We start from the raw sequence: 18,507 nt of genomic DNA, 5'->3' as shown, positions 1-18,507 counted from the left end.
TATCACCCCCGCTGTAAAATCGAATGTTTTGTTTTTCCGGCAGCAGATAAAGCTGCCTTGAAATCTTCTATAATATCATCTGCGCTCTCCAGGCCAACAGATAGACGAAGAAGACTGTCCGTTATTCCGCGCTGCTCCCGTTCGGATGCTGGCATGGCTGCATGTGACATTTTTGCAGGGTAGGAGAGGATGGATTCAACAGCTCCCAGACTTACTGCAAAAACAGGTATTTTCGCATTTTCAACAAATGTTCTCATCGATAGCTCATCTTCAAGCTCAAAAGATAGGACGGCACCTGCGTTCACAGCCTGCATTTTCTGGATTTTATATCCGGGATGATCTACAAAACCTGGATAATGCACCTTCTTAACAGATGGGTGATCATTAAGGAAACCAGCAATTTTCTTAGCTGATTTCACAGACTGATCAAGCCTGACCTGCAGCGTTTTAATGCCTCTCAGCACAAGCCACGCATCCTGAACACCCAAAACGGCTCCAAAGGAGTTCTGGAGAAAAGCAAGTCTTGCACCTAAATCCGGATCTTTCACAACCGCTAGGCCAGCCACGACGTCGCTGTGTCCGGATAAAAATTTGGTTGCGCTGTGCAGCACTATATCTGCACCTAAAGAAAGCGGTTTTTGAAGGGCAGGGGTCAGGAAGGTATTATCCACAAATGTCAAGGCTCCATGCTGTCTTGCAAGTGAACTGATGGCCTGTATATCTGTCACTTTCAGCAGCGGGTTGGAAGGAGTCTCTACATAGAAAACTTTCGTGTTGGGACGGATTGCTTCTTTTACTTCCTCAAGATTTGTCATATCAACAAATGTGTGCTCAATGCCAAAGCGGGACAGGACTTCTGTTGTCATTCGATAGGTTCCGCCATATACATCTTCTGTAATGACAACATGATCTCCCTGAGATAAGAGGAGGAATGCTGTAGAAATGGCAGCCATTCCAGAAGAAAAGGCAAACCCTCTAATACCTTCTTCAAGCTCCGCGATGACTTCTTCAAGTGCTTCCCTTGTTGGATTCAGGCTGCGGCTGTAATCATATTTTCCGAACACATCAATATCTTTTTGATGAAAAGTGGAGGCATGCTGGATCGGTACACTGACAGCTCCTGTTTCCGGGTCGAATTTTTGATTATTGTGAAGTAATTTCGTTTGGAATGTGTAATTCGAACTCATCGTACTGCCTCCTTAACAACCTTAGCAAAAGCATGTTCAAGATCCGCCTTCAAATCTTCTGCATTTTCTATTCCAACCGAGAAACGCAGAAGCCTATTACAGACACCGGTTTCAATACGGATTTCTTCAGGAATGTCCGCATGTGTCTGGGTTGCTGGATAAGTTATGAAACTCTCGACTCCTCCAAGGCTTTCAGCAAAGGAGATAAGGGAGAGGCTCTGCAGAAATGGATTCACCCAGGATTCATCCTTGATTCGGAATGATATCATGCCGCCCTTGCCGGGATAAAGGACATCTGTTACTGCATCGTGGCCCGATAAAAATTCTGCTAATTCCTTCGCATTTTCTTCATGACGTTCCATGCGGAGAGAGAGTGTCTTCATCCCTCTGATCAACAGCCATGAATCAAAAGGGCTAAGGACAGCACCTGCGGCATTGTGGTTCATCGCCAGTGCCTCACATAACTCTTTGCCTTTTGCAACAATTAATCCGGCAAGGACATCATTATGCCCGCCAAGATACTTGGTTGCACTATGGATCACAATATCAGCTCCAAGCTTTAACGGCTGCTGAAGGAGAGGGGTATAAAACGTGTTATCAACTATAAGGAGGATATTATGCTTTTGGGCAATGTCTGCTATCAATTGAATGTCAGTCTGTTCCATAAGCGGATTAGTTGGAGTCTCCAGAAATATTGCCTTGGTCTTTTCCGTGATTAATAGTTCAACATCTTCGGAATTGCTGGTATTTACATATTTGCACTGAAGTCCCCACTTCTTGAAGCCCTGTTCAAGCAGACGATATGTACCGCCATATAAATCCTTTGATACAATCCATTCATCTCCGGATTTAAAAAGAGAAAGAATGGTAAGAATTGCGGCCATTCCAGAACTGCAGGCATAGCCTTGGTCGCCTTCTTCCAGATGGGCGATTGCCTCCTCAAGCAGCTGGCGGGTAGGGTTGCCTGTTCTGCTATAGTCAAAGCCAGTTGACTGGCCAATGCCTTCATGGCGATATGCCGTGGAAAAATATACGGGCGGGTTGACAGCACCTGTTGCTGACTCGCTCCTGTTTCCGATTTGCGCTAATCTGGTGTCAATATTATACATGCTTGTAACCACTCCTTATAAAAAATAAAAAAAAGCCTTCTATAAGAAGAAGACTTTTTAATGTGATCAGCCATTCTTCTTATCTTTCAAGTTTTAGAAACTTGCAGGAATTAGCACCTTTTCAATCAAAAAAATGATTGCTGGTTGCTGAGGCGTCGTCGGGCCTTACCCTCGACCTCTCTGGATAAGAAATCAAATATTAAATTTTCTCTAAACTTTACTACAGTAAACCGCTAATCGTCAACACTTTTTTGAATATTTTATGTTATAAAAAATATCCGACCAGGTATCTTGGGTCCTTTTGCCCTCAGTCTCCATTTTTTAGGGGGAATGAGGAAAATTTTGAACAAAAAAACTTCCCATCAGATTCTGGAAAGTTTTTTTGGGGTATTCATTCTTCAATCAAATCGTTAACCGGCACATCCATTTCTTTTTCAGAATCTGCTTTTGTGTAAACACGTGCTGTCTTAGTCTGCTCATCTACATGCTGAATGATGATCGGGATGCCATTCAAAGTAACACTGTGCATTTCAGCAGACTCAGCAATCTCTTTTGCTCTGCCAATATTCATGGAAAAACCTCCTGAATTTGAATAATTTTAATGTGTCTTAAAAATACACAAATTATTCTTTTGAAAAAAACCTGGCATAAAATGTTAGAAGGGGATCACTTTAAAGTTCAGAATATTTGTTTTATAATGAACGTAAATGAAATTTTTCTTGGAGGGGAGCTAATATGCGTGAACATAGCCACTGCCGCCACCGGTTTGCGGAATCCGAGGGTCCAGCAGTATTCCAGACCATGGATGGCATTGAAGTAAATGTTTCTGGTTCCATGTTCGAAAAATGTACAACTTGCGGCCATTTTGATTTTCCTGTGGAAACGAGAGAAGCAATTGAATCTTCCCTAAAAGAAAACAGAAAAAATGCGAATGCAGTGAAACAAATCTATATTAACTTAGTTGAGACTTTTTAAAGCCGGACGACTGCCGGCTTTTTTATTTTGTCTTCTATATAAGAAAGTGCTTTTACAAAATGTTTTTGAATTTTTGCTTGAACTTAGTTATTAACCTGAACTGATCATCGCTATGGGCACATGATTCTCGAAAATTCATCCGCATTTTCGTCGTGCGGTATTAGTCAAGGAAGCCTTTTTAAATGTCCTGCGGCAGGAGAGGGAGCGGGAGACCGCGCAGGCGGAGCTGAGGACCTCTGTTCCTCCCGGCGGAAAGAAGGTCCCGTGCTGAAATCAGCGGGCAACATTTTAAGTATAATAACAATCTAAAATGAACCCCTAAAAACCACCCAGTTATTTCTTATTTATAATTGTTTAACATTTAACAAAACATTTTATTAGAATAAGTAATTACTAAAAAAAAATTTTTAATAGTTTTCCACTATATTCATGTTTTTATCTTTGTACAACTAGATTTTCCGTGTTAGAATAACTGTGGAAACGTTTTATCCTCTGAAAAATATTATTATTCGTAAAAATAAAACGTTAATGCATCATATAGACGGGTATTGTATTTTCAGGGGAGAAAAATGTATTTGAATTATTTACTTAAAAACAGTTATGGAGGTAATTTTCCATGAAAAAGCCATCGAATGGTGAGGGACCTTTTGAACAAGGATTTCATGGCCCCAACCTTGGCTACGTTATTGAACTATATGAAAGATACTTAGAGGATCCATCTTCTATCGATCCTGAAATGAAAGACTACTTTGAAAGAAATGGTTCCCCTCTAGCGAGTGAAGGAACTCCGCAAATGGCTTCATCAGCAAATCAGCCAATGAATGCCGGACAGCTTGAAAAAACACTTGCTGCGATTCGCCTTGCTGATAATATCCGCACATATGGCCACTTGGCTGCAGATATTTATCCGCTGGGTAACAATAAATCTGAAAGTGCATTATTCGAACTGAGCAAATATGGCTTAACTGAAAATGATTTAAAAGAGATTCCTGCCGGTGTCATTACTAAAGACGCCACCTATCCATTACGCAACGGACTTGAAGCAATTGAATTCCTGAAAAGCGCTTATATGGGACCAATTGCGTTTGAATTCCAGCATATATTTGATGAAAACGAAAAAGACTGGCTTCGCCGTAAAATAGGGGCCAACAGCCATAAACTGTCAATGCAGAAGGCAGAAAAACTGAAAGTTTTAAGAAGACTGACTGAAGTTGAGGAATTTGAAAAATTCCTTCATAAAACATTCGTTGGCCAGAAAAGATTCTCAATTGAGGGTCTTGATACAATGGTTCCATTACTGGATGAAATTGTTTCTGAATCCGTTTCTGATGGAGCCAAAACAATTAACATCGGCATGGCCCACCGCGGAAGATTAAATGTTCTTGCCCATGTGCTTGGAAAGCCGTATGAAATGATCTTCGCGGAATTCCAGCATGCGCCAAATAAAGAACTGGTTCCTTCCGAAGGATCTATCGGAATCAATTACGGCTGGACAGGCGACGTTAAATATCACCTTGGTCTTGATAAACAGATCAAAGATGAGAATACGACCATAGCCAGACTGACATTAGCTAACAATCCGAGCCATCTTGAATTTGTAGGTTCACTGGTTGAGGGCTATACCAGAGCTTCACAGGATAATAGAACAAAGGCCGGTTATCCTGAAGTAGATCCAAAAGCTGCTTTAGCCATTATCATTCATGGAGACGCAGCATTCCCAGGACAGGGAATTGTAGCAGAAACACTGAACCTTGGACAGCTGACTGGCTACAATACGGGCGGTTCGATCCATATCATTGCCAATAATACAATTGGTTTCACAACAGAATCACATGATTCACGTTCTACCAGATATGCAAGTGATCTTGCCAAAGGTTATGAAATGCCAATTCTGCATGTGAATGCAGATGAACCTGAAGCAGTAGTTGCAGCGGCAAGAATTGCTTGTGAATATCGTGCGAAATTCCAAAAGGATATCCTTATCGACTTAATCGGATACCGCAGATTTGGGCACAACGAGATGGACGAGCCTATGACGACTAATCCTATTATGTATAACATTATTCGCAAGCGTCCAACCGTGAAAGCGCTGTATGCTGATAAGCTTCTAAATGAAAAGATCATTTCCAAAGAGGAAGCAGAGGGCATTCATCATGAAGTACTGGAAAAAATGAAGGCTGCCTATGAAAAGGTTCCAAAAGAAAAGAAAGAGGCGGAGTTAACCAATCCACCTGAAACAGTCGAAAAGGGTCTGCCAAAAATTAAAACAGCTGTGTCTGTCGATAAATTAAAGCAAATTAACGAAGAATTATTAAAATGGCCAGAGGATTTCAAAGTGTTTGATAAACTCGGCAAAATCCTGCAGCGCAGATTGGAAGCGCTTGAAGGAGACGGCAAGATTGATTGGGGACTTGCTGAAACACTGGCTTTTGCAACCATTTTATCTGATGGTACCCCTGTCAGACTGACTGGCCAGGATTCCGAGAGAGGTACATTTGCACAAAGAAACGTTGTTCTGCACGATCATACAACTGGAAAAGCGTATTCACCTTTGCACAAGCTTTCAACGGCTAAAGCATCATTCGCTGTCCATAATAGCCCATTATCTGAAGCTGCTGTCGTAGGCTTTGAATATGGATATAATGTATTCGCTCCGGAAACGCTTGTTCTATGGGAAGCTCAGTATGGTGATTTTGCCAATGCGGCACAGGTAATGTTTGACCAGTTTATTGCTGCTGGCCGTGCGAAATGGGGCCAAAAATCAGGTCTTGTCATGCTTCTTCCACATGGCTATGAAGGACAGGGACCTGAACATTCAAGTGCCCGCCTGGAAAGATTCCTGACTCTTGCAGCAGAAAACAACTGGACAGTTGCTAATCTATCTTCTTCAGCACAGTACTTCCATATCTTAAGAAGACAGGCTGCCATTCTCGGAAAAGAGGAAGTTCGCCCGTTGGTGATCATGTCTCCTAAGAGTCTGCTGCGCAATCCGAATGTCGCTTCAAATGGACTCGAATTGAGCGAAGGAGAATTCAAGTCTGTTATTGAACAGCCTGGCTTAGGCCAAAATCACGAAAAAGTGAAACGCATCATTCTTGGAACAGGTAAGATCACAATTGATTTATCCGAAAACCTGAAAAACTACCAGGATCAGGATTGGTTCCATATTTTACGAGTGGAAGAAATCTATCCGTTCCCAATGAATCAAATTAAAGAAATTTTAACCCGCTATCCTAATGTAGAAGAAATCGTTTGGATTCAGGAAGAACCAAAAAATATGGGTGCATGGAATTTCGTTGAACCTAGACTGAAAGAAATCGCAGGCAGCGATATCGATGTCAGCTACATTGGAAGAAGACGCCGTTCAAGCCCGGCTGAAGGTGACCCGACTGTTCATAAGAAAGAACAAGCACGTATAATAGATGAGACCCTAACACGGAAGCAAGAAGGAGGAAATTAAGGTGGCAGAAATCAAAGTTCCAGAATTGGCGGAATCCATTACAGAAGGTACGGTGGCACAGTGGCTAAAACAGCCTGGTGATACAGTAAATAAAGGGGATTATGTTGTAGAACTTGAAACAGATAAAGTAAATGTTGAAATCATTTCTGAACATAGCGGTGTTTTACAGGAAATTAAAGCACAGGAAGGCGACACGGTTAATGTTGGTGAAACCATTGCTATCGTTAATGAAAGCGGACAAGCTGCACCTGCTCCAGAAAAAACGGAAGAAAAACCTGAGGCTCCTAAAGCTGAACAGCCTAAAGCAGAGGATCAGCCCGAACAGCCAGCAGCTGAAGAAAAAGCTGGCGGACAGCGTCCGATCGCTTCTCCGGCAGCACGCAAGCTGGCAAGAGAAAAAGGGATTGACCTAAGCCAGGTGCCGACAGCTGATCCACTGGGAAGAATCAGAACCCAGGATGTTGAATCCTTCAATCCAAATCAAGCAAAACAGCAAGCTCAGGCACCAAAACCGGCAGCAGCTTCTAAACCTGCTGAACAGCCAGCCGCCGGAAAAGAAGTGGAACGAATCAAAATGTCACGCCGCCGCCAGACCATTGCAAACCGCCTTGTAGAAGTTCAGCAAACTGCAGCGATGCTGACAACGTTCAATGAAGTGGACATGACAAATGTGATGAACCTTCGTAAGAACCGCAAAGATAAATTCTTTGAAGAAAATGATGTTAAGCTTGGCTTCATGTCATTTTTCACAAAAGCGGTAGTAGCAGCCCTTAAGAAAAATCCTTATTTAAATGCTGAAATTCAAGGCAATGAAATTGTCCTTAAGAAATTCTATGACATTGGTATTGCCGTGTCAGCACCAGAAGGTCTTGTCGTGCCGGTTGTACGTGATGCAGACCGCAAAAACTTTGCTGAAATCGAAAAGGATATCATGGACCTTGCGGTTAAGGCGAGAGACAATAAACTTGCTTTATCAGATCTGCAGGGTGGAAGCTTCACTATCACTAATGGCGGTGTATTTGGCTCCATGATGTCTACTCCAATCCTGAACGGACCACAGGTTGGTATTCTTGGAATGCATTCCATCCAATTGCGCCCGGTTGCAATTGATGCTGAAAGAATGGAAAACCGCCCAATGATGTATATCGCACTTTCCTATGACCACAGAATTGTTGACGGTAAAGAAGCTGTCACATTCCTGAAACGCGTCAAGGAACTGATCGAAGATCCTGAAAGCCTTCTTTTTGAAGCATAATAAAATAGAAACCAGAGCGGAATCGGCTCTGGTTTTATTTTTTTCTTTATTGAAAATTATTTGCATTAAGGAAACATTGTACTTGTTATGCATAATATATTAAAAAGCAGGTGATGAGCTTGAGACGAAGACAAATGAAGATACTGCAATACAGTACGGTTTTAAAGAAACTCGGTGTTCTCAGTGAACAGGAATATGAAAATATTAAAAAGGCTAATAATCTTTCAGCATACTTGCGGAAATATTAAAAAAAGCGGGAATAGCTCCCGCTCCTACATATTTACTAAGTATTTGGCAAATTACTATTAAGTTGAAACTTACTCTTTAAACGGCTTCAATCCCCGTTTTTGAATTTCAGTTTTTAATATCCTAATCCATTCCTTTTCAGACCCTGACTTCAATGCATCACGATACGAGACGACCAGCTGTTCATTACTCATAATTTTCATTATGCATACCTCCTGGTTAAATGGATTGAATATTCTATTTTTAATTATTGTAAAGGTTTTTTAAGTTTTTGTGAACCCTTTATAAAGAAAAGATTTATTTCATTATGATGACATTTTTTGCGGCGCATTTCAGCAGCTGATAGTGGACTCGAATACAAACCGAAGGTAAGATTTATATAAATAGATTGCTGAAAGGAGGAAGCCGCTAATGAATCTGGCACTAGACCATCTCGTACACTTTATTAAAGCTGAACCATCTGAACCAGTGAAGAAATGGGGGAATGTGGGATATAAAGCAGTATTGGGAGGAAGCCATGAGAACTGGGGGACATATAACAGCCTTTTATATATCGGGCAGTCATACATTGAATTTTTATCAATTGAATCAAATCATATTGCCGCTGCTGCTGAAAACCCGCTCATTAAACAGCTGACAGATGAACTCCCGTCAGGGGAAGGCATCGGGCAGCTCTGCTTCCGAACCAGTAATATTGAAGAGCTAAAGGCTGAATTAAAGAGGAAAGGCTTTGAGTCCCTTCCAATTTTTGAAGGAAGCAGAAAGAGGCAGGATGGAAGCTTGCTTTCGTGGAAGATGCTGTTCTTTAAAGAAAACCCACATTATAAATATCCTTTCTTTATTGACTGGGGCGTGGAAGACGATAGAAGATTTGAAGAACTGCGACATCTTGGCTTTATTGATGAAAACCTTGAAAATAAAAAAATCGAAGAAGTGTTTATAGCCTCCAATGACTGTGAAAAGTCTGCGGAGTCATGGAAGGCGATTATGCCGAATTTCATGGCTGATGTTTACATAAACAGCAATGGAAAAGAGAAGAGAGCATCCATTGGAATTGGATCAGTAAAACTCACCTTTTGCCAGCCATTACTGGATGAAGGAAGGGTTTTGGAAGTTCTGAAAAAAAGAGGAGAGAAGCCCTTTGCTGTTCAGCTATCGCCTGGCCTTGAAAAAGAAATAACCCTATTTGAAGCTGTTTATTTTTAAAGGAGGAAGCCCATTGTTAAGGAAATTCACTGTAAACACTTCTGAACGAGACCAGTTTCTCGAAATAACTTCAGAAGTACAGGCATACATTAACCAGTGCGGAATCGCTGAAGGAGCAGCAATCGTCTATTGCCCGCATACAACTGCCGGCATCACCATAAATGAGAATGCAGATCCGGATGTTAAGACAGATTTGATCCGCCGATTCGATGAAATATATCCTTGGGATCAGCAAAAAGACCTTCATATGGAAGGGAATACCGCAGCGCATATGAAAGCGGTCACTGTCGGTTCCTCACAGCATATCGTCATTACAGAAGGACAGCTGCTTCTGGGCACCTGGCAGGGTATTTACTTTTGTGAATTTGACGGACCAAGGACGAGGACATTTTATGTAAAAATTTAAGATTGAACATAAAAGAAGCTGCTCCTATATTAAAGGGCAGTTTTTTTATTATGGAGAATCCACATTAGATGAATCTATAGTTATGAGAATTGAGCCGGAAAAATTTATAAGTTATCAATATATGAAAATATTGAATATTCAGCAATATATGATAACATAAAATGTAAGCGTTTTAGATCAGCATCTTAGGGAACTCTTTACACAATGAATAGATCATCATATACCAAGGAGGATTTCTGGATGACGGAATTATTGAACCTAACAGTAGGGAAGCTCCTGGAGGAGAAAGCCGGCCTTCACCCGAATCACGAAGCAGTAGTTTACGCAGATCGCGGGCTCCGAATGAGTTATAAGGAGTTTAATGAATATTGCAGGCTTGCTGCCAAAGGGTTTATGAAGCTGGGTCTTGAAAAAGGAGAGCATATTGCCGCATGGTCAACCAATACGCCCGAGTGGCTTACATGCCAGTTCTCAACAGGCAAAATGGGGGCTGTCCTTGTAACAGTTAATACAAACTATCAAGCTGCTGAGCTTGAATATCTATTAAAGCAATCTGACAGTACAACCATTGTTCTGATGGAAAAGTTCAGAGAAACCTCCTACATAGAAATGCTATACAGTATCGTCCCGGAACTTAAGGATTCTGAGCCAGGGCAGCTGAAAAGCAAAAGACTTCCTTTTTTAAAAAATGTTATCGTGATGGGAGAAAAACGTTTTCCCGGAACTTACAGCTGGGAAGATATGATCAGGATGGGCGAATCAGTTCCAGACGCAGAACTCAATGAGCGTATGGAGAGCCTGGATCCGGACGATGCCATCAATATGCAATACACATCAGGGACGACAGGCTTTCCAAAAGGGGTTATGCTAACCCATAACAACATTGTTAATAATGGCTATAATATTGCAAATTGCATGCGTTTAACAAAAGATGACCGCTTATGTATTCCTGTTCCGTTTTTCCATTGTTTCGGGTGCGTGCTGGGAACGATGGCATGCATATCCGTCGGCGCAACCATTGTGCCGGTCCAGGAGTCCAGTCCTAAAGCCGTTCTGAAGACGGTCCAGGATGAGAAATGTACAGGCCTGCATGGGGTGCCGACAATGTTTATTGCAGAGCTGAATGATCCCGACTTCTCAAAGTATGATCTATCGACTCTCCGCACTGGCATAATGGCTGGATCCAATTGCCCTATTGAAGTCATGAAAGGCGTTATTGAAAGAATGGGTGCAAGCGAAATAACCATTGCTTATGGACAAACAGAATCCTCTCCCGTTATTACGCAGACACGGACGGATGATCCGATTGAGCTGAGAGTGGAATCTGTGGGAAGAGCACTGCCGAATGTGGAAGTAAAAATTGTGGAACCAGGCACCAATAATGAAGTACCTACTGGAGAACAAGGGGAATTGTGTACAAGGGGCTATCATGTCATGAAGGGATATTATAAAAATCCTGATGCTACGAAAGAAGCCATTGATGAAGAAGGCTGGCTCCATACAGGTGATCTCGCTGTAATGGATGAGAACGGGTACTGTAAAATCACTGGAAGACTAAAGGATATGATCATTCGCGGAGGAGAGAATATATATCCCCGCGAAATTGAAGAATTTCTTTATACGCATCCAGCGATCCTGGACGTTCAGGTAGTTGGAGTCCCAGATGCCGTATATGGTGAGGAAGTGGTCGCCTGGATAATCCTTAAAGAAGACGCTGAATTAACACCAGCCGACCTTCGGGAATACTGCAAAGGGAAAATTTCACGCCATAAAATCCCCCGCTATATTGAGTTTACTAAGCAGTATCCAATGACAGCATCCGGAAAAATCCAGAAATTCAAATTGCGTGAACAGGCTAAAGAAGTCATTGAAAAAGCAAATACATTGAAATAAAGGACATTTAACCTGTTGGGACTTTTCCAGCAGGTTTTTTTATGGAACTCCGCCTTCCCTCATTCATAAGTCTTAATAAATCTCAATCTCCCAGCCAATGTTTTACTGCGTGAAAGTATATAAAATGAGATTAAAGATAAAGTGAAGGGAGAAATGGAAAATGTATGAGGACATCTATGTCATAGAAATTTTAAATAAAGCTAAGCTTAAGGAAATTGCTGAACTAAACACGGCTGATCCATTTCAGGAAAATACGAAGGAAAAATTGTGCTGCAGGCTTCCTTTAGCAAAAAAGTTCACAGTATGCCAATGCAGCTAGGACGGGGAATATTCTCCGTCCTATTTTTTTGAAAAGAATCTTCTGAAAATGATAGTATAATAAACAAAAGAGAATAAAAAGGGGGAGCAAGTGCTAATGACAACACAAAAGCTGTTTGTTTATGGAACCTTAAGAAAACATGAGTCAAATCACTTTGTTTTAAAAGGCAGTCCCTGCATTGCCGAGCAGGCATGGGTATATGGGGAGTTATATGATACTGGACTCGGCTATCCCTCTATGAAACCATCACTTGACCAAAAAGTATATGGAGAGCTTTATGAAGTGCATTTAGATCATTTCACTGACCTGGATGAACTTGAAGATTTTATCCCGGGCAGGAAAGATAATTTATATGATCGGGTGGAACAGACTGTTCATACTGATGCAGGAGAGGCAAATGCACTAGTATACGTCTCTTGCCGGGATGATCTTTTAGCCGAACCCATTCTTTATGGAGATTGGAAGCTCTACCGTTTAATGAAGGATAAGCCCGAAAAGACCTTTTATTTTGCATACGGTTCCTGCATGGATGATGAGCGGTTTTGTGTGGCAAAGGTAGATCATCATTTTAAAAGCATTGTCGGCGGGGGGACGCTCACCGGTTATTCGATGCAATACCTATTTTCCAGGGATGATGGAGGAAGGGCGGACATTATAGAAAATGGCGGCGTCACAGAAGGAGTTCTATATGAACTTCCTTATGAAGGAGTTGAATACCTGTTCCATAGAGAAGGTTTTTATGGTCAATGGTATCGTCCTGCCTTTGTGAATGTCAAAGTTGGAGATAAGTTATATGAAGATGTCCTGACTTTTCATGTCTACAATAAAAAGGGCGAGCTTCCCCCGCCAGATCATTACGCTCTTGAAATTCTCCGGGGGGCAAGAGGCAGAGTAAGTGACGATTATTACCGGAAGCTTGAACAGCAGCTGGAAACACTGGGTGTTCAAATTAGATTGGATGCATAGCAGCATAAGACTTAAGGATGAGCATATGTTCATCCTTTTTTCTATATTGTATGGCTGCTGATTCTTCTACAATAAAGGCAGTTAATATGGAATAGGAGGACCATACCATGCATGGAGCAAAATTATATGAAGCACATCTTGATTCAGCCAACTTGGAACGAAGCATCGAGTTTTATGAAAACCTTGGCTTTAAAGCAGCGTACAGAATAGAAGACAGGAAAGCAGCATTTTTCTTTTTGGGGGAAAATAAAGAAACATGCTGGGCATCTGGGAAACAAAAGACTCCCCGATTAAGAGAAGTCATATTGCGTTTTCCGTTTCGCCAGCCAAGCTGCGGGGAACTATGCCTTTTTTAAGGAAAAAGGAATCGAGGCGAGGGAATGCTTTGGCCTACCACCGAAAGAGCCGATTGTCCATACTTGGATGCCAGCTGCTTCGGTATATTTTTATGATCCAGACGGCCATTCATTAGAATATATAGCTGTCTTAGAAGGGGAAGCAAGACCTTACTTGAATCCAACGTACTTAAGTGAATGGGAAGGAATAAAATATGCAAAATTTTTAATTGGTGGTTTGAAACAGGCTAAGCGGGTGGTATATTACCTTTGCCATCATCTTAGAAAGAAGGTCATCAAAATGAAAATTATAGCAGATAATGGCTTTTATGAAGTGGAATATGATAACGAACATTATGACAATTTAGAGTTTGTACGAATAGACCAAATCTGTGAAATTAACTATGTAACAATGAAAAACACAATAACGGGAGAAGTGTATACCTTTGAAGCGGATAAAATCAGGAGATTCCGGAAATTAATGAAGTTAATGCCAGAAGTTAAAGAGAATCTTATTGCAGACAGCAGTTCGTATTCTTTATAATAAATACTAATCAATAAAGTATGCAGACTGTGAAGGAGTGGCAATTATGATTCATTTAAAATGGCATGAACGAGAAACATTGAAAAAAGTAAAATGCGTGCATACAGATGCAGCAAAATACATTGTAAACCGGGCTTTAACAGCAGGGAATATCTATAACGTAAAAAATGAAACTGAAGAATTCTATTTCATCGAAGACAATTCCGGAAAAGTAAGCGGATTTTATAAAGACTATTTCCAGGATGCTTAATTCATTAAAGAAAACGGCCTTATGAAGGCCGTTTTCTTTTTTTACCTTTGTGCAGGGAAAATTCTGCGGACAGTTTCTGTAAATTCATCAAAAAATCCTTCGATTGGCTGACCAGCTCGAATGTCCTCTGTATATCCTGTCATTCGATCATAAAAGTCGGGGTTAACAGAAACGTATACATTATCAATATCCTGATCGACTGCTTTAACCTGATCTGAAATCTTCCCCTCGACATCCTTAGTCAAATCTCCATTTCCATCACTCAAGCGTGCGGCAACATAGGCATTATTATCTGTCACGATTACATTCGCAGTCTCAACCTCTGGAATGGAAGTAATTTTATCGGCAGCTTTATCAGCAACCTTCATTCGCGGGGATTCATTTTGATTTTCATTGTCCGTTCCTGTGCGGGTAAGATCAATCCCCGGTTCAGTTGTGCGTCCATTTTCGCCATAGTTGCTGTCGTTTACTTTTGTAGGCTCTGTCAAGTCTCTGTTTCTTTGAGCTGTTTCATTCATATCCGCGTCATTCATGCCGCAGCCTGCAAGCAATGCAGCTGACAAGGCCCCTGCCAAAAATAATTTCCTCTTGATCATTCACTTTCCTCCTTCCGTTTTCCCCCTTATCTTTCCATGAATAGGTGCTCTTATTCAGATTCTTTAATAAAATAAACAAAAAAGGAGCAGGGCATTAAGCCCGCTCCTCATATAATTATGATTCTGACATGATCTGCACAGCATCAGGTTTATCTTTTGTATATAATCTTCTGCCAAGCCATGATTGAAAAACTAAAAATATTCCGCCCGCAGTCCAATATAGCGGCAAAGCTGCAGGTGCATTTAAAGAAACCAGCATAATCATTACAGGAGATAATAAACCAATCAATTTCATTTGCTTTGGCGTTTGAGCAGTCATATTAGTTAGAGTGAACCGGTACTGAAGATAGTACACAATTCCTGCAATGATTGTGATCCAAATATCAGAATGACCAAGATTGAACCAGAGAAACGAATGTGCAGCAATTTCCTGATTTCCTCTTATGGCATAATAGAACCCCATCAGAATGGGCATTTGTATAAAGATTGGCAGACATCCTGCAGCATTCAAAGGATTTACTCCATGAGATTGATACAAACCAAACATTTCCTGCTGCAGCTTTTGCTGCTCCTGTGGTTTTTTCGCTGTTTTCAGCTTTTGCTGGATTTTTTCAAGTTCAGGTTTTAACTTATCCATTTTTTCTTTCATTAAGCTTTGATTTTTATATTGTTTGAGCATTAATGGCATTAATATCAGCCTAATCATTATGGTAATGAAGATAATAGCCAGGCCGAAATTGCCATGAAAGAAAACAGCTGTTCCATGTATTGCCAATGCAAACGGATCGACAAAATAATGATGGAAAAAGCCTGTTCCTTCTCCTCCTTGTGCCTGACAGGCAGATAAGAATATAGGCAGTACAGTAATCATGGTAATGGCTAGCAACAGTTTAATTTTTCTCATACAGGTCAAACCTCCCGCTATATTTTTTCTTTAAATAGGGGAGAGACCTTCTGGCTCATCACTTTGTTCACCTTTTTTCAGTATAAGTTTTGCAATCCAGGACTGAATCGAATCGCAAATAAAGCCCCGATCCATGCGGAACTCTGGAAGGCTTTCATATTCTCTTTGTTCATTCTCAATATATCTGCTACTGTATAAAGTCGGCTCTATTTTCCAAATGATTAACAGCTTGGCAGCTAAACCAATGATATATGTTAAATACAGAGTATATTCTGATGAAATAAAAGACGATTCAGTTATTATTTCAAAGATATTATTTCACCTCTATTCACAGATTTAAGTATAATTGAATGCTCTATTGAAAACAATTGCAGATGTAACCAATTGCAAAAAGTTATCGTTTGTCCATTCTATTGTACCTATACAGGAATATAATAGGAGAAAGTATATATATTATCGGCTTAGTTTGATACACTCTATCAGGGAGATTAATTAATCATTATCTCTAGTTCAATACATGAATGGTGGGGTATTTTGTCTTTGTTAAAACAAAAAACAATTATAACACTTTCCAAACTCCTCGTACCCTTATTCATTTTGCTGATTGTCATGGTGGAGGCAAAAGGGATATTCATTGATTTTAATTGGGCTCTCCTTGAGCTTTATATTGACCGGCTAACCTTCCAAAGGCTATTTTTTATCCTTTTATTGGGACTGGCTGCACTTTTTCCAATGTATTTTTATGATGAAATACTCCAAAGGCTTTTCAGAATTAGAGTGCCTAAAAAAAAGCTATTATTTTATTCTTTATCTGCCAATGCATTCTCTAACTTTCTCGGATTTGGGGGTGTGGCCGGAGCTACACTCAGGTCCTATTTTTATAAGGATTACCTGACTGCCAATACTCCGTATATCAAAATAATTGCCAAGCTGTCGCTTTTTTACCTAACCGGCTTGTCCATATTGTCATGGATCGTCCTTTTTACAGATTTACATTTATACGATGATGTTAAACTTATAAAGATTGCAGTCTGGGCCGTTGCAGCTTATACACCTCTGCTGCTGTGCGTTTACTTTTTTAAGTCGTCTTTTTGGAATACGAAGCACATCAAAAAAGGATTTGCAGGGGAATTGCTGGCTGTTTCTTTATCAGAGTGGCTATTTATCATCATTTGTATCTGGGGAATAGCCCGGGCACTTGAAGTATCGATTTCATTTTTTGTTCTGTTTCCCATTGTCATCATTTCAGCTTGCGCTGGCATTGCGAGTATGATCCCTGGAGGAATTGGTTCATTTGATTTTGTATTTTTGATCGGACTGGAATCACAAGGTGTTCCCACCGAATTGGGGCTCTTGATTCTCATGTTCTACCGTCTCAGCTATTATGTAGTTCCTGTGTTTATTGGCACTCCCTTTGTCATGAACCAGTTTTGGAATAACAGAATGCCGAAAAACAGCTTCAAAATATAAAAGAGCCTTTGTGGGCTCTTTTTTTGCTGTCTAGCTCCAGCGGCTCCTAGAAACTCGGGATCATAAGCCGATTCCTTTCAGAAGGAAAAACGCCTTCTCACAGGGAGCGGCTTATGCCTGAGGGACGCAGGACAAGGAAGGCTTCGTCAGCATAAACATCGCACAACCGAAAGCGGCAGCTTTTGGGAGGACGTCGCGATCTTAGTCTGCATTCCTTCGTGGGCAAGGCGCTTCCGCTTTTCTTACTCACCAAAGAACATCAAGTATATCTTTGTTGAATAAATTTGTATCAATATTGCATGCCTTCGCATCAATTCCGTACTGCCAGCCTGCAATCAATGAATTTGCAGGAGCTTCTGGTTTATATCCAGGCGCCTGTTCCTGCTTAGTAATTCCTGCAATTGGCGCAGCTGTCCATATGAATGTATTTTCAAGAAGGGAAGAATTTTCGGCTGCTGCTTGACTGAAAGATTTAGTCAGGTCCTGTTCCTTATCAAAAATCCCATATATGCCAGGATGATAGGGTGACTCCTCCATTGCTTGATACCAGCCTTCAATGAAGGCAGAATCAACAGGATAATCGGGCTCAATATCCGCGAAAATCGCTACACCCTCCGGGATTCCCAGCTCCTTTGCCAATTGGACAGCTGCATTCGCCTCACTCTGTCCATTTTCCAGGCCAGTTGCCTCATTAAATCGATTCCAAATCACGAGTAATTTAATATCATTCCTTTGCAGAAGTTCAGCCTCTTGGGGTGTAATGCCTGCAGATACACCTTCTTTTTCACCTAAATAGCGTCCCCACACTTTAGGTGACCCGAAGTTTTCCCGAACGCATGAAAGCAAGTCGCTTGTGGTGAGACTTGCAGAGTCTACACCCCAAACGACTTCATCATCCTCTGACTTGCCATCCTGGTCATTTTTCGCACCTTTATCTCCGCTGCTGTCTTTGGTGCCGCTATTTTCATTTCCATTACCTGTTTGATTGGAGTCCTGATTTTTATCAGCCTTATTTTTGATTGTATTTGTTACATTAACATCCACATTTACCTCAATGTCATTCGTAACATTATTGTCGATTTGACTATCTTCACCATTATTCAAATCGTTGTCGATTGAGTTATTTACATTAGCTTTATTTCCTTTTATATTATTTTTTACTTGATTACTGATATCACTGTCATTGCTTTTGCTTTGGCCATCTGTAGTAGTCTGGGTTTTTGGCGCGTCATCCTTTGAATCCATGAGGGAGAAAGCAAAGAGCGAAATCATTACGGCAAAAAATGCGGTCACAACGAAAGGCAAAAGGCCCCGTCTTTCCATATCCCACAGCCCTCCTTGTCAGTTCATGACATCCTATGCGGAGGGCAGAAAGTTGGTGATTGC

General features: G+C 41.0%; 20 protein-coding genes and 1 riboswitch. Of the genes, 13 read left to right on the top strand and 7 right to left on the bottom strand.

Annotated elements, in window-relative coordinates; translation table 11 throughout:
- Window positions 1-2 precede the first annotated feature (2 nt).
- From metC to A361_RS13075, 3 genes are all read right to left on the bottom strand, one after another.
- Entirely contained in the window at window positions 3-1,187 is a 1,185-nt protein-coding gene (gene metC / locus A361_RS13085) for a cystathionine beta-lyase (protein WP_019379834.1), read from the bottom strand.
- The gene (locus A361_RS13080; protein ID WP_019379835.1) at window positions 1,184-2,296 is read right to left on the bottom strand and encodes a methionine biosynthesis PLP-dependent protein; all 1,113 of its coding nucleotides are present in this window, start codon (window positions 2,294-2,296) and stop codon (window positions 1,184-1,186) included. The genes metC and A361_RS13080 overlap by 4 nt, the downstream gene beginning before the upstream one ends.
- Window positions 2,297-2,372: 76 nt before the next feature.
- A riboswitch (SAM riboswitch) is annotated at window positions 2,373-2,487 on the bottom strand.
- Between the two features lie 200 nt (window positions 2,488-2,687).
- The gene (locus tag A361_RS13075) at window positions 2,688-2,867 is read right to left on the bottom strand and encodes an H-type small acid-soluble spore protein (protein WP_009334541.1); all 180 of its coding nucleotides are present in this window, start codon (window positions 2,865-2,867) and stop codon (window positions 2,688-2,690) included.
- A 164-nt stretch (window positions 2,868-3,031) separates the two neighbouring features.
- Between A361_RS13075 and A361_RS13070 the strand changes: the two genes are divergently transcribed.
- From A361_RS13070 to A361_RS31250, 4 genes are all read left to right on the top strand, one after another.
- Window positions 3,032-3,271 (top strand): hypothetical protein, encoded by a 240-nt coding sequence (locus A361_RS13070; RefSeq protein WP_009334542.1) that lies wholly within the window; start codon window positions 3,032-3,034, stop codon window positions 3,269-3,271.
- A 616-nt stretch (window positions 3,272-3,887) separates the two neighbouring features.
- Window positions 3,888-6,731 (top strand): 2-oxoglutarate dehydrogenase E1 component, encoded by a 2,844-nt coding sequence (gene sucA / locus A361_RS13065; protein ID WP_019379836.1) that lies wholly within the window; start codon window positions 3,888-3,890, stop codon window positions 6,729-6,731.
- Between the two features lies 1 nt (window position 6,732).
- Window positions 6,733-7,986, top strand: coding sequence for a 2-oxoglutarate dehydrogenase complex dihydrolipoyllysine-residue succinyltransferase (gene odhB / locus A361_RS13060; RefSeq protein WP_009334544.1), 1,254 nt, complete (start codon window positions 6,733-6,735; stop codon window positions 7,984-7,986).
- Between the two features lie 119 nt (window positions 7,987-8,105).
- Entirely contained in the window at window positions 8,106-8,234 is a 129-nt protein-coding gene (locus A361_RS31250; protein WP_257781262.1) for a hypothetical protein, read from the top strand.
- Window positions 8,235-8,303: 69 nt separating this feature from the next.
- Here A361_RS31250 and sda read toward each other — a convergent pair whose 3' ends face one another.
- The gene (sda, locus tag A361_RS13055) at window positions 8,304-8,435 is read right to left on the bottom strand and encodes a sporulation histidine kinase inhibitor Sda (RefSeq protein ID WP_009334545.1); all 132 of its coding nucleotides are present in this window, start codon (window positions 8,433-8,435) and stop codon (window positions 8,304-8,306) included.
- 208 nt (window positions 8,436-8,643) lie between these two features.
- On the opposite strand from sda, the gene A361_RS13050 reads away from it, so the two are divergent.
- The 8 genes from A361_RS13050 (at window position 8,644) to A361_RS13020 (ending at window position 14,151) form a co-directional block, all read left to right on the top strand.
- On the top strand, window positions 8,644-9,438 hold the full coding sequence (locus A361_RS13050; RefSeq protein ID WP_019379837.1) for a VOC family protein: 795 nt from the start codon (window positions 8,644-8,646) through the stop codon (window positions 9,436-9,438).
- 13 nt (window positions 9,439-9,451) lie between these two features.
- On the top strand, window positions 9,452-9,844 hold the full coding sequence (locus tag A361_RS13045; protein WP_019379838.1) for a secondary thiamine-phosphate synthase enzyme YjbQ: 393 nt from the start codon (window positions 9,452-9,454) through the stop codon (window positions 9,842-9,844).
- A gap of 240 nt (window positions 9,845-10,084) precedes the next feature.
- Window positions 10,085-11,737, top strand: coding sequence for an AMP-binding protein (locus tag A361_RS13040; RefSeq protein WP_019379839.1), 1,653 nt, complete (start codon window positions 10,085-10,087; stop codon window positions 11,735-11,737).
- A 160-nt stretch (window positions 11,738-11,897) separates the two neighbouring features.
- Window positions 11,898-12,056, top strand: coding sequence for a hypothetical protein (locus tag A361_RS30485; protein WP_009334549.1), 159 nt, complete (start codon window positions 11,898-11,900; stop codon window positions 12,054-12,056).
- A gap of 96 nt (window positions 12,057-12,152) precedes the next feature.
- Window positions 12,153-13,022, top strand: a complete 870-nt coding sequence (locus A361_RS13035; RefSeq protein WP_019379840.1) for a gamma-glutamylcyclotransferase — start codon at window positions 12,153-12,155, stop codon at window positions 13,020-13,022.
- A gap of 107 nt (window positions 13,023-13,129) precedes the next feature.
- Entirely contained in the window at window positions 13,130-13,378 is a 249-nt protein-coding gene (locus A361_RS29710) for a hypothetical protein (protein WP_064328215.1), read from the top strand.
- A 67-nt stretch (window positions 13,379-13,445) separates the two neighbouring features.
- Entirely contained in the window at window positions 13,446-13,901 is a 456-nt protein-coding gene (locus tag A361_RS30865; RefSeq protein ID WP_019379841.1) for a hypothetical protein, read from the top strand.
- Window positions 13,902-13,947: 46 nt separating this feature from the next.
- Complete coding sequence (locus A361_RS13020; RefSeq protein ID WP_019379842.1) at window positions 13,948-14,151, top strand: DUF6501 family protein; 204 nt, start codon at window positions 13,948-13,950, stop codon at window positions 14,149-14,151.
- A 41-nt stretch (window positions 14,152-14,192) separates the two neighbouring features.
- Here the strand turns inward: A361_RS13020 and A361_RS13015 are convergent, their stop codons facing one another.
- Window positions 14,193-14,747 carry a YhcN/YlaJ family sporulation lipoprotein gene (locus A361_RS13015; RefSeq protein WP_019379843.1) on the bottom strand — a complete coding sequence of 185 codons (555 nt, stop codon included), beginning with the start codon at window positions 14,745-14,747 and terminating at the stop codon, window positions 14,193-14,195.
- A gap of 115 nt (window positions 14,748-14,862) precedes the next feature.
- Window positions 14,863-15,651 carry a membrane protein insertase YidC gene (yidC, locus tag A361_RS13010; RefSeq protein WP_019379844.1) on the bottom strand — a complete coding sequence of 263 codons (789 nt, stop codon included), beginning with the start codon at window positions 15,649-15,651 and terminating at the stop codon, window positions 14,863-14,865.
- 540 nt (window positions 15,652-16,191) lie between these two features.
- On the opposite strand from yidC, the gene A361_RS13005 reads away from it, so the two are divergent.
- Window positions 16,192-17,121: a lysylphosphatidylglycerol synthase domain-containing protein gene (locus A361_RS13005; RefSeq protein WP_226280724.1), complete on the top strand. Its 930-nt coding sequence runs from the start codon at window positions 16,192-16,194 to the stop codon at window positions 17,119-17,121.
- Between the two features lie 246 nt (window positions 17,122-17,367).
- Here A361_RS13005 and A361_RS13000 read toward each other — a convergent pair whose 3' ends face one another.
- Window positions 17,368-18,444, bottom strand: a complete 1,077-nt coding sequence (locus A361_RS13000) for a glycoside hydrolase domain-containing protein (protein WP_019379845.1) — start codon at window positions 18,442-18,444, stop codon at window positions 17,368-17,370.
- Between the last annotated feature and the right edge of the window lie 63 nt (window positions 18,445-18,507).

Origin of the sequence: Cytobacillus oceanisediminis 2691 (assembly GCF_000294775.2) — a bacterium.
Taxonomy (GTDB): Bacteria; Bacillota; Bacilli; order Bacillales; family Cytobacillaceae; genus Cytobacillus; species Cytobacillus pseudoceanisediminis.
This window is presented reverse-complemented; position numbering and strand designations above follow the sequence as displayed.

Coding starts and splice junctions, on each gene's coding strand:
- A361_RS13015 (WP_019379843.1), bottom strand. CDS start 14,747: ATGATCAAGAGGAAATTATTTTTGGCAGGGGCCTTGTCAGCTGCATTG.
- A361_RS13020 (WP_019379842.1), top strand. CDS start 13,948: ATGATTCATTTAAAATGGCATGAACGAGAAACATTGAAAAAAGTAAAA.
- A361_RS30485 (WP_009334549.1), top strand. CDS start 11,898: ATGTATGAGGACATCTATGTCATAGAAATTTTAAATAAAGCTAAGCTT.
- A361_RS13050 (WP_019379837.1), top strand. CDS start 8,644: ATGAATCTGGCACTAGACCATCTCGTACACTTTATTAAAGCTGAACCA.
- sda (WP_009334545.1), bottom strand. CDS start 8,435: ATGAAAATTATGAGTAATGAACAGCTGGTCGTCTCGTATCGTGATGCA.
- A361_RS30865 (WP_019379841.1), top strand. CDS start 13,446: ATGCCAGCTGCTTCGGTATATTTTTATGATCCAGACGGCCATTCATTA.
- A361_RS13040 (WP_019379839.1), top strand. CDS start 10,085: ATGACGGAATTATTGAACCTAACAGTAGGGAAGCTCCTGGAGGAGAAA.
- A361_RS13070 (WP_009334542.1), top strand. CDS start 3,032: ATGCGTGAACATAGCCACTGCCGCCACCGGTTTGCGGAATCCGAGGGT.
- A361_RS13080 (WP_019379835.1), bottom strand. CDS start 2,296: ATGTATAATATTGACACCAGATTAGCGCAAATCGGAAACAGGAGCGAG.
- metC (WP_019379834.1), bottom strand. CDS start 1,187: ATGAGTTCGAATTACACATTCCAAACGAAATTACTTCACAATAATCAA.
- sucA (WP_019379836.1), top strand. CDS start 3,888: ATGAAAAAGCCATCGAATGGTGAGGGACCTTTTGAACAAGGATTTCAT.
- A361_RS13000 (WP_019379845.1), bottom strand. CDS start 18,444: ATGGAAAGACGGGGCCTTTTGCCTTTCGTTGTGACCGCATTTTTTGCC.
- A361_RS13035 (WP_019379840.1), top strand. CDS start 12,153: ATGACAACACAAAAGCTGTTTGTTTATGGAACCTTAAGAAAACATGAG.
- yidC (WP_019379844.1), bottom strand. CDS start 15,651: ATGAGAAAAATTAAACTGTTGCTAGCCATTACCATGATTACTGTACTG.
- A361_RS13075 (WP_009334541.1), bottom strand. CDS start 2,867: ATGAATATTGGCAGAGCAAAAGAGATTGCTGAGTCTGCTGAAATGCAC.
- A361_RS29710 (WP_064328215.1), top strand. CDS start 13,130: ATGCATGGAGCAAAATTATATGAAGCACATCTTGATTCAGCCAACTTG.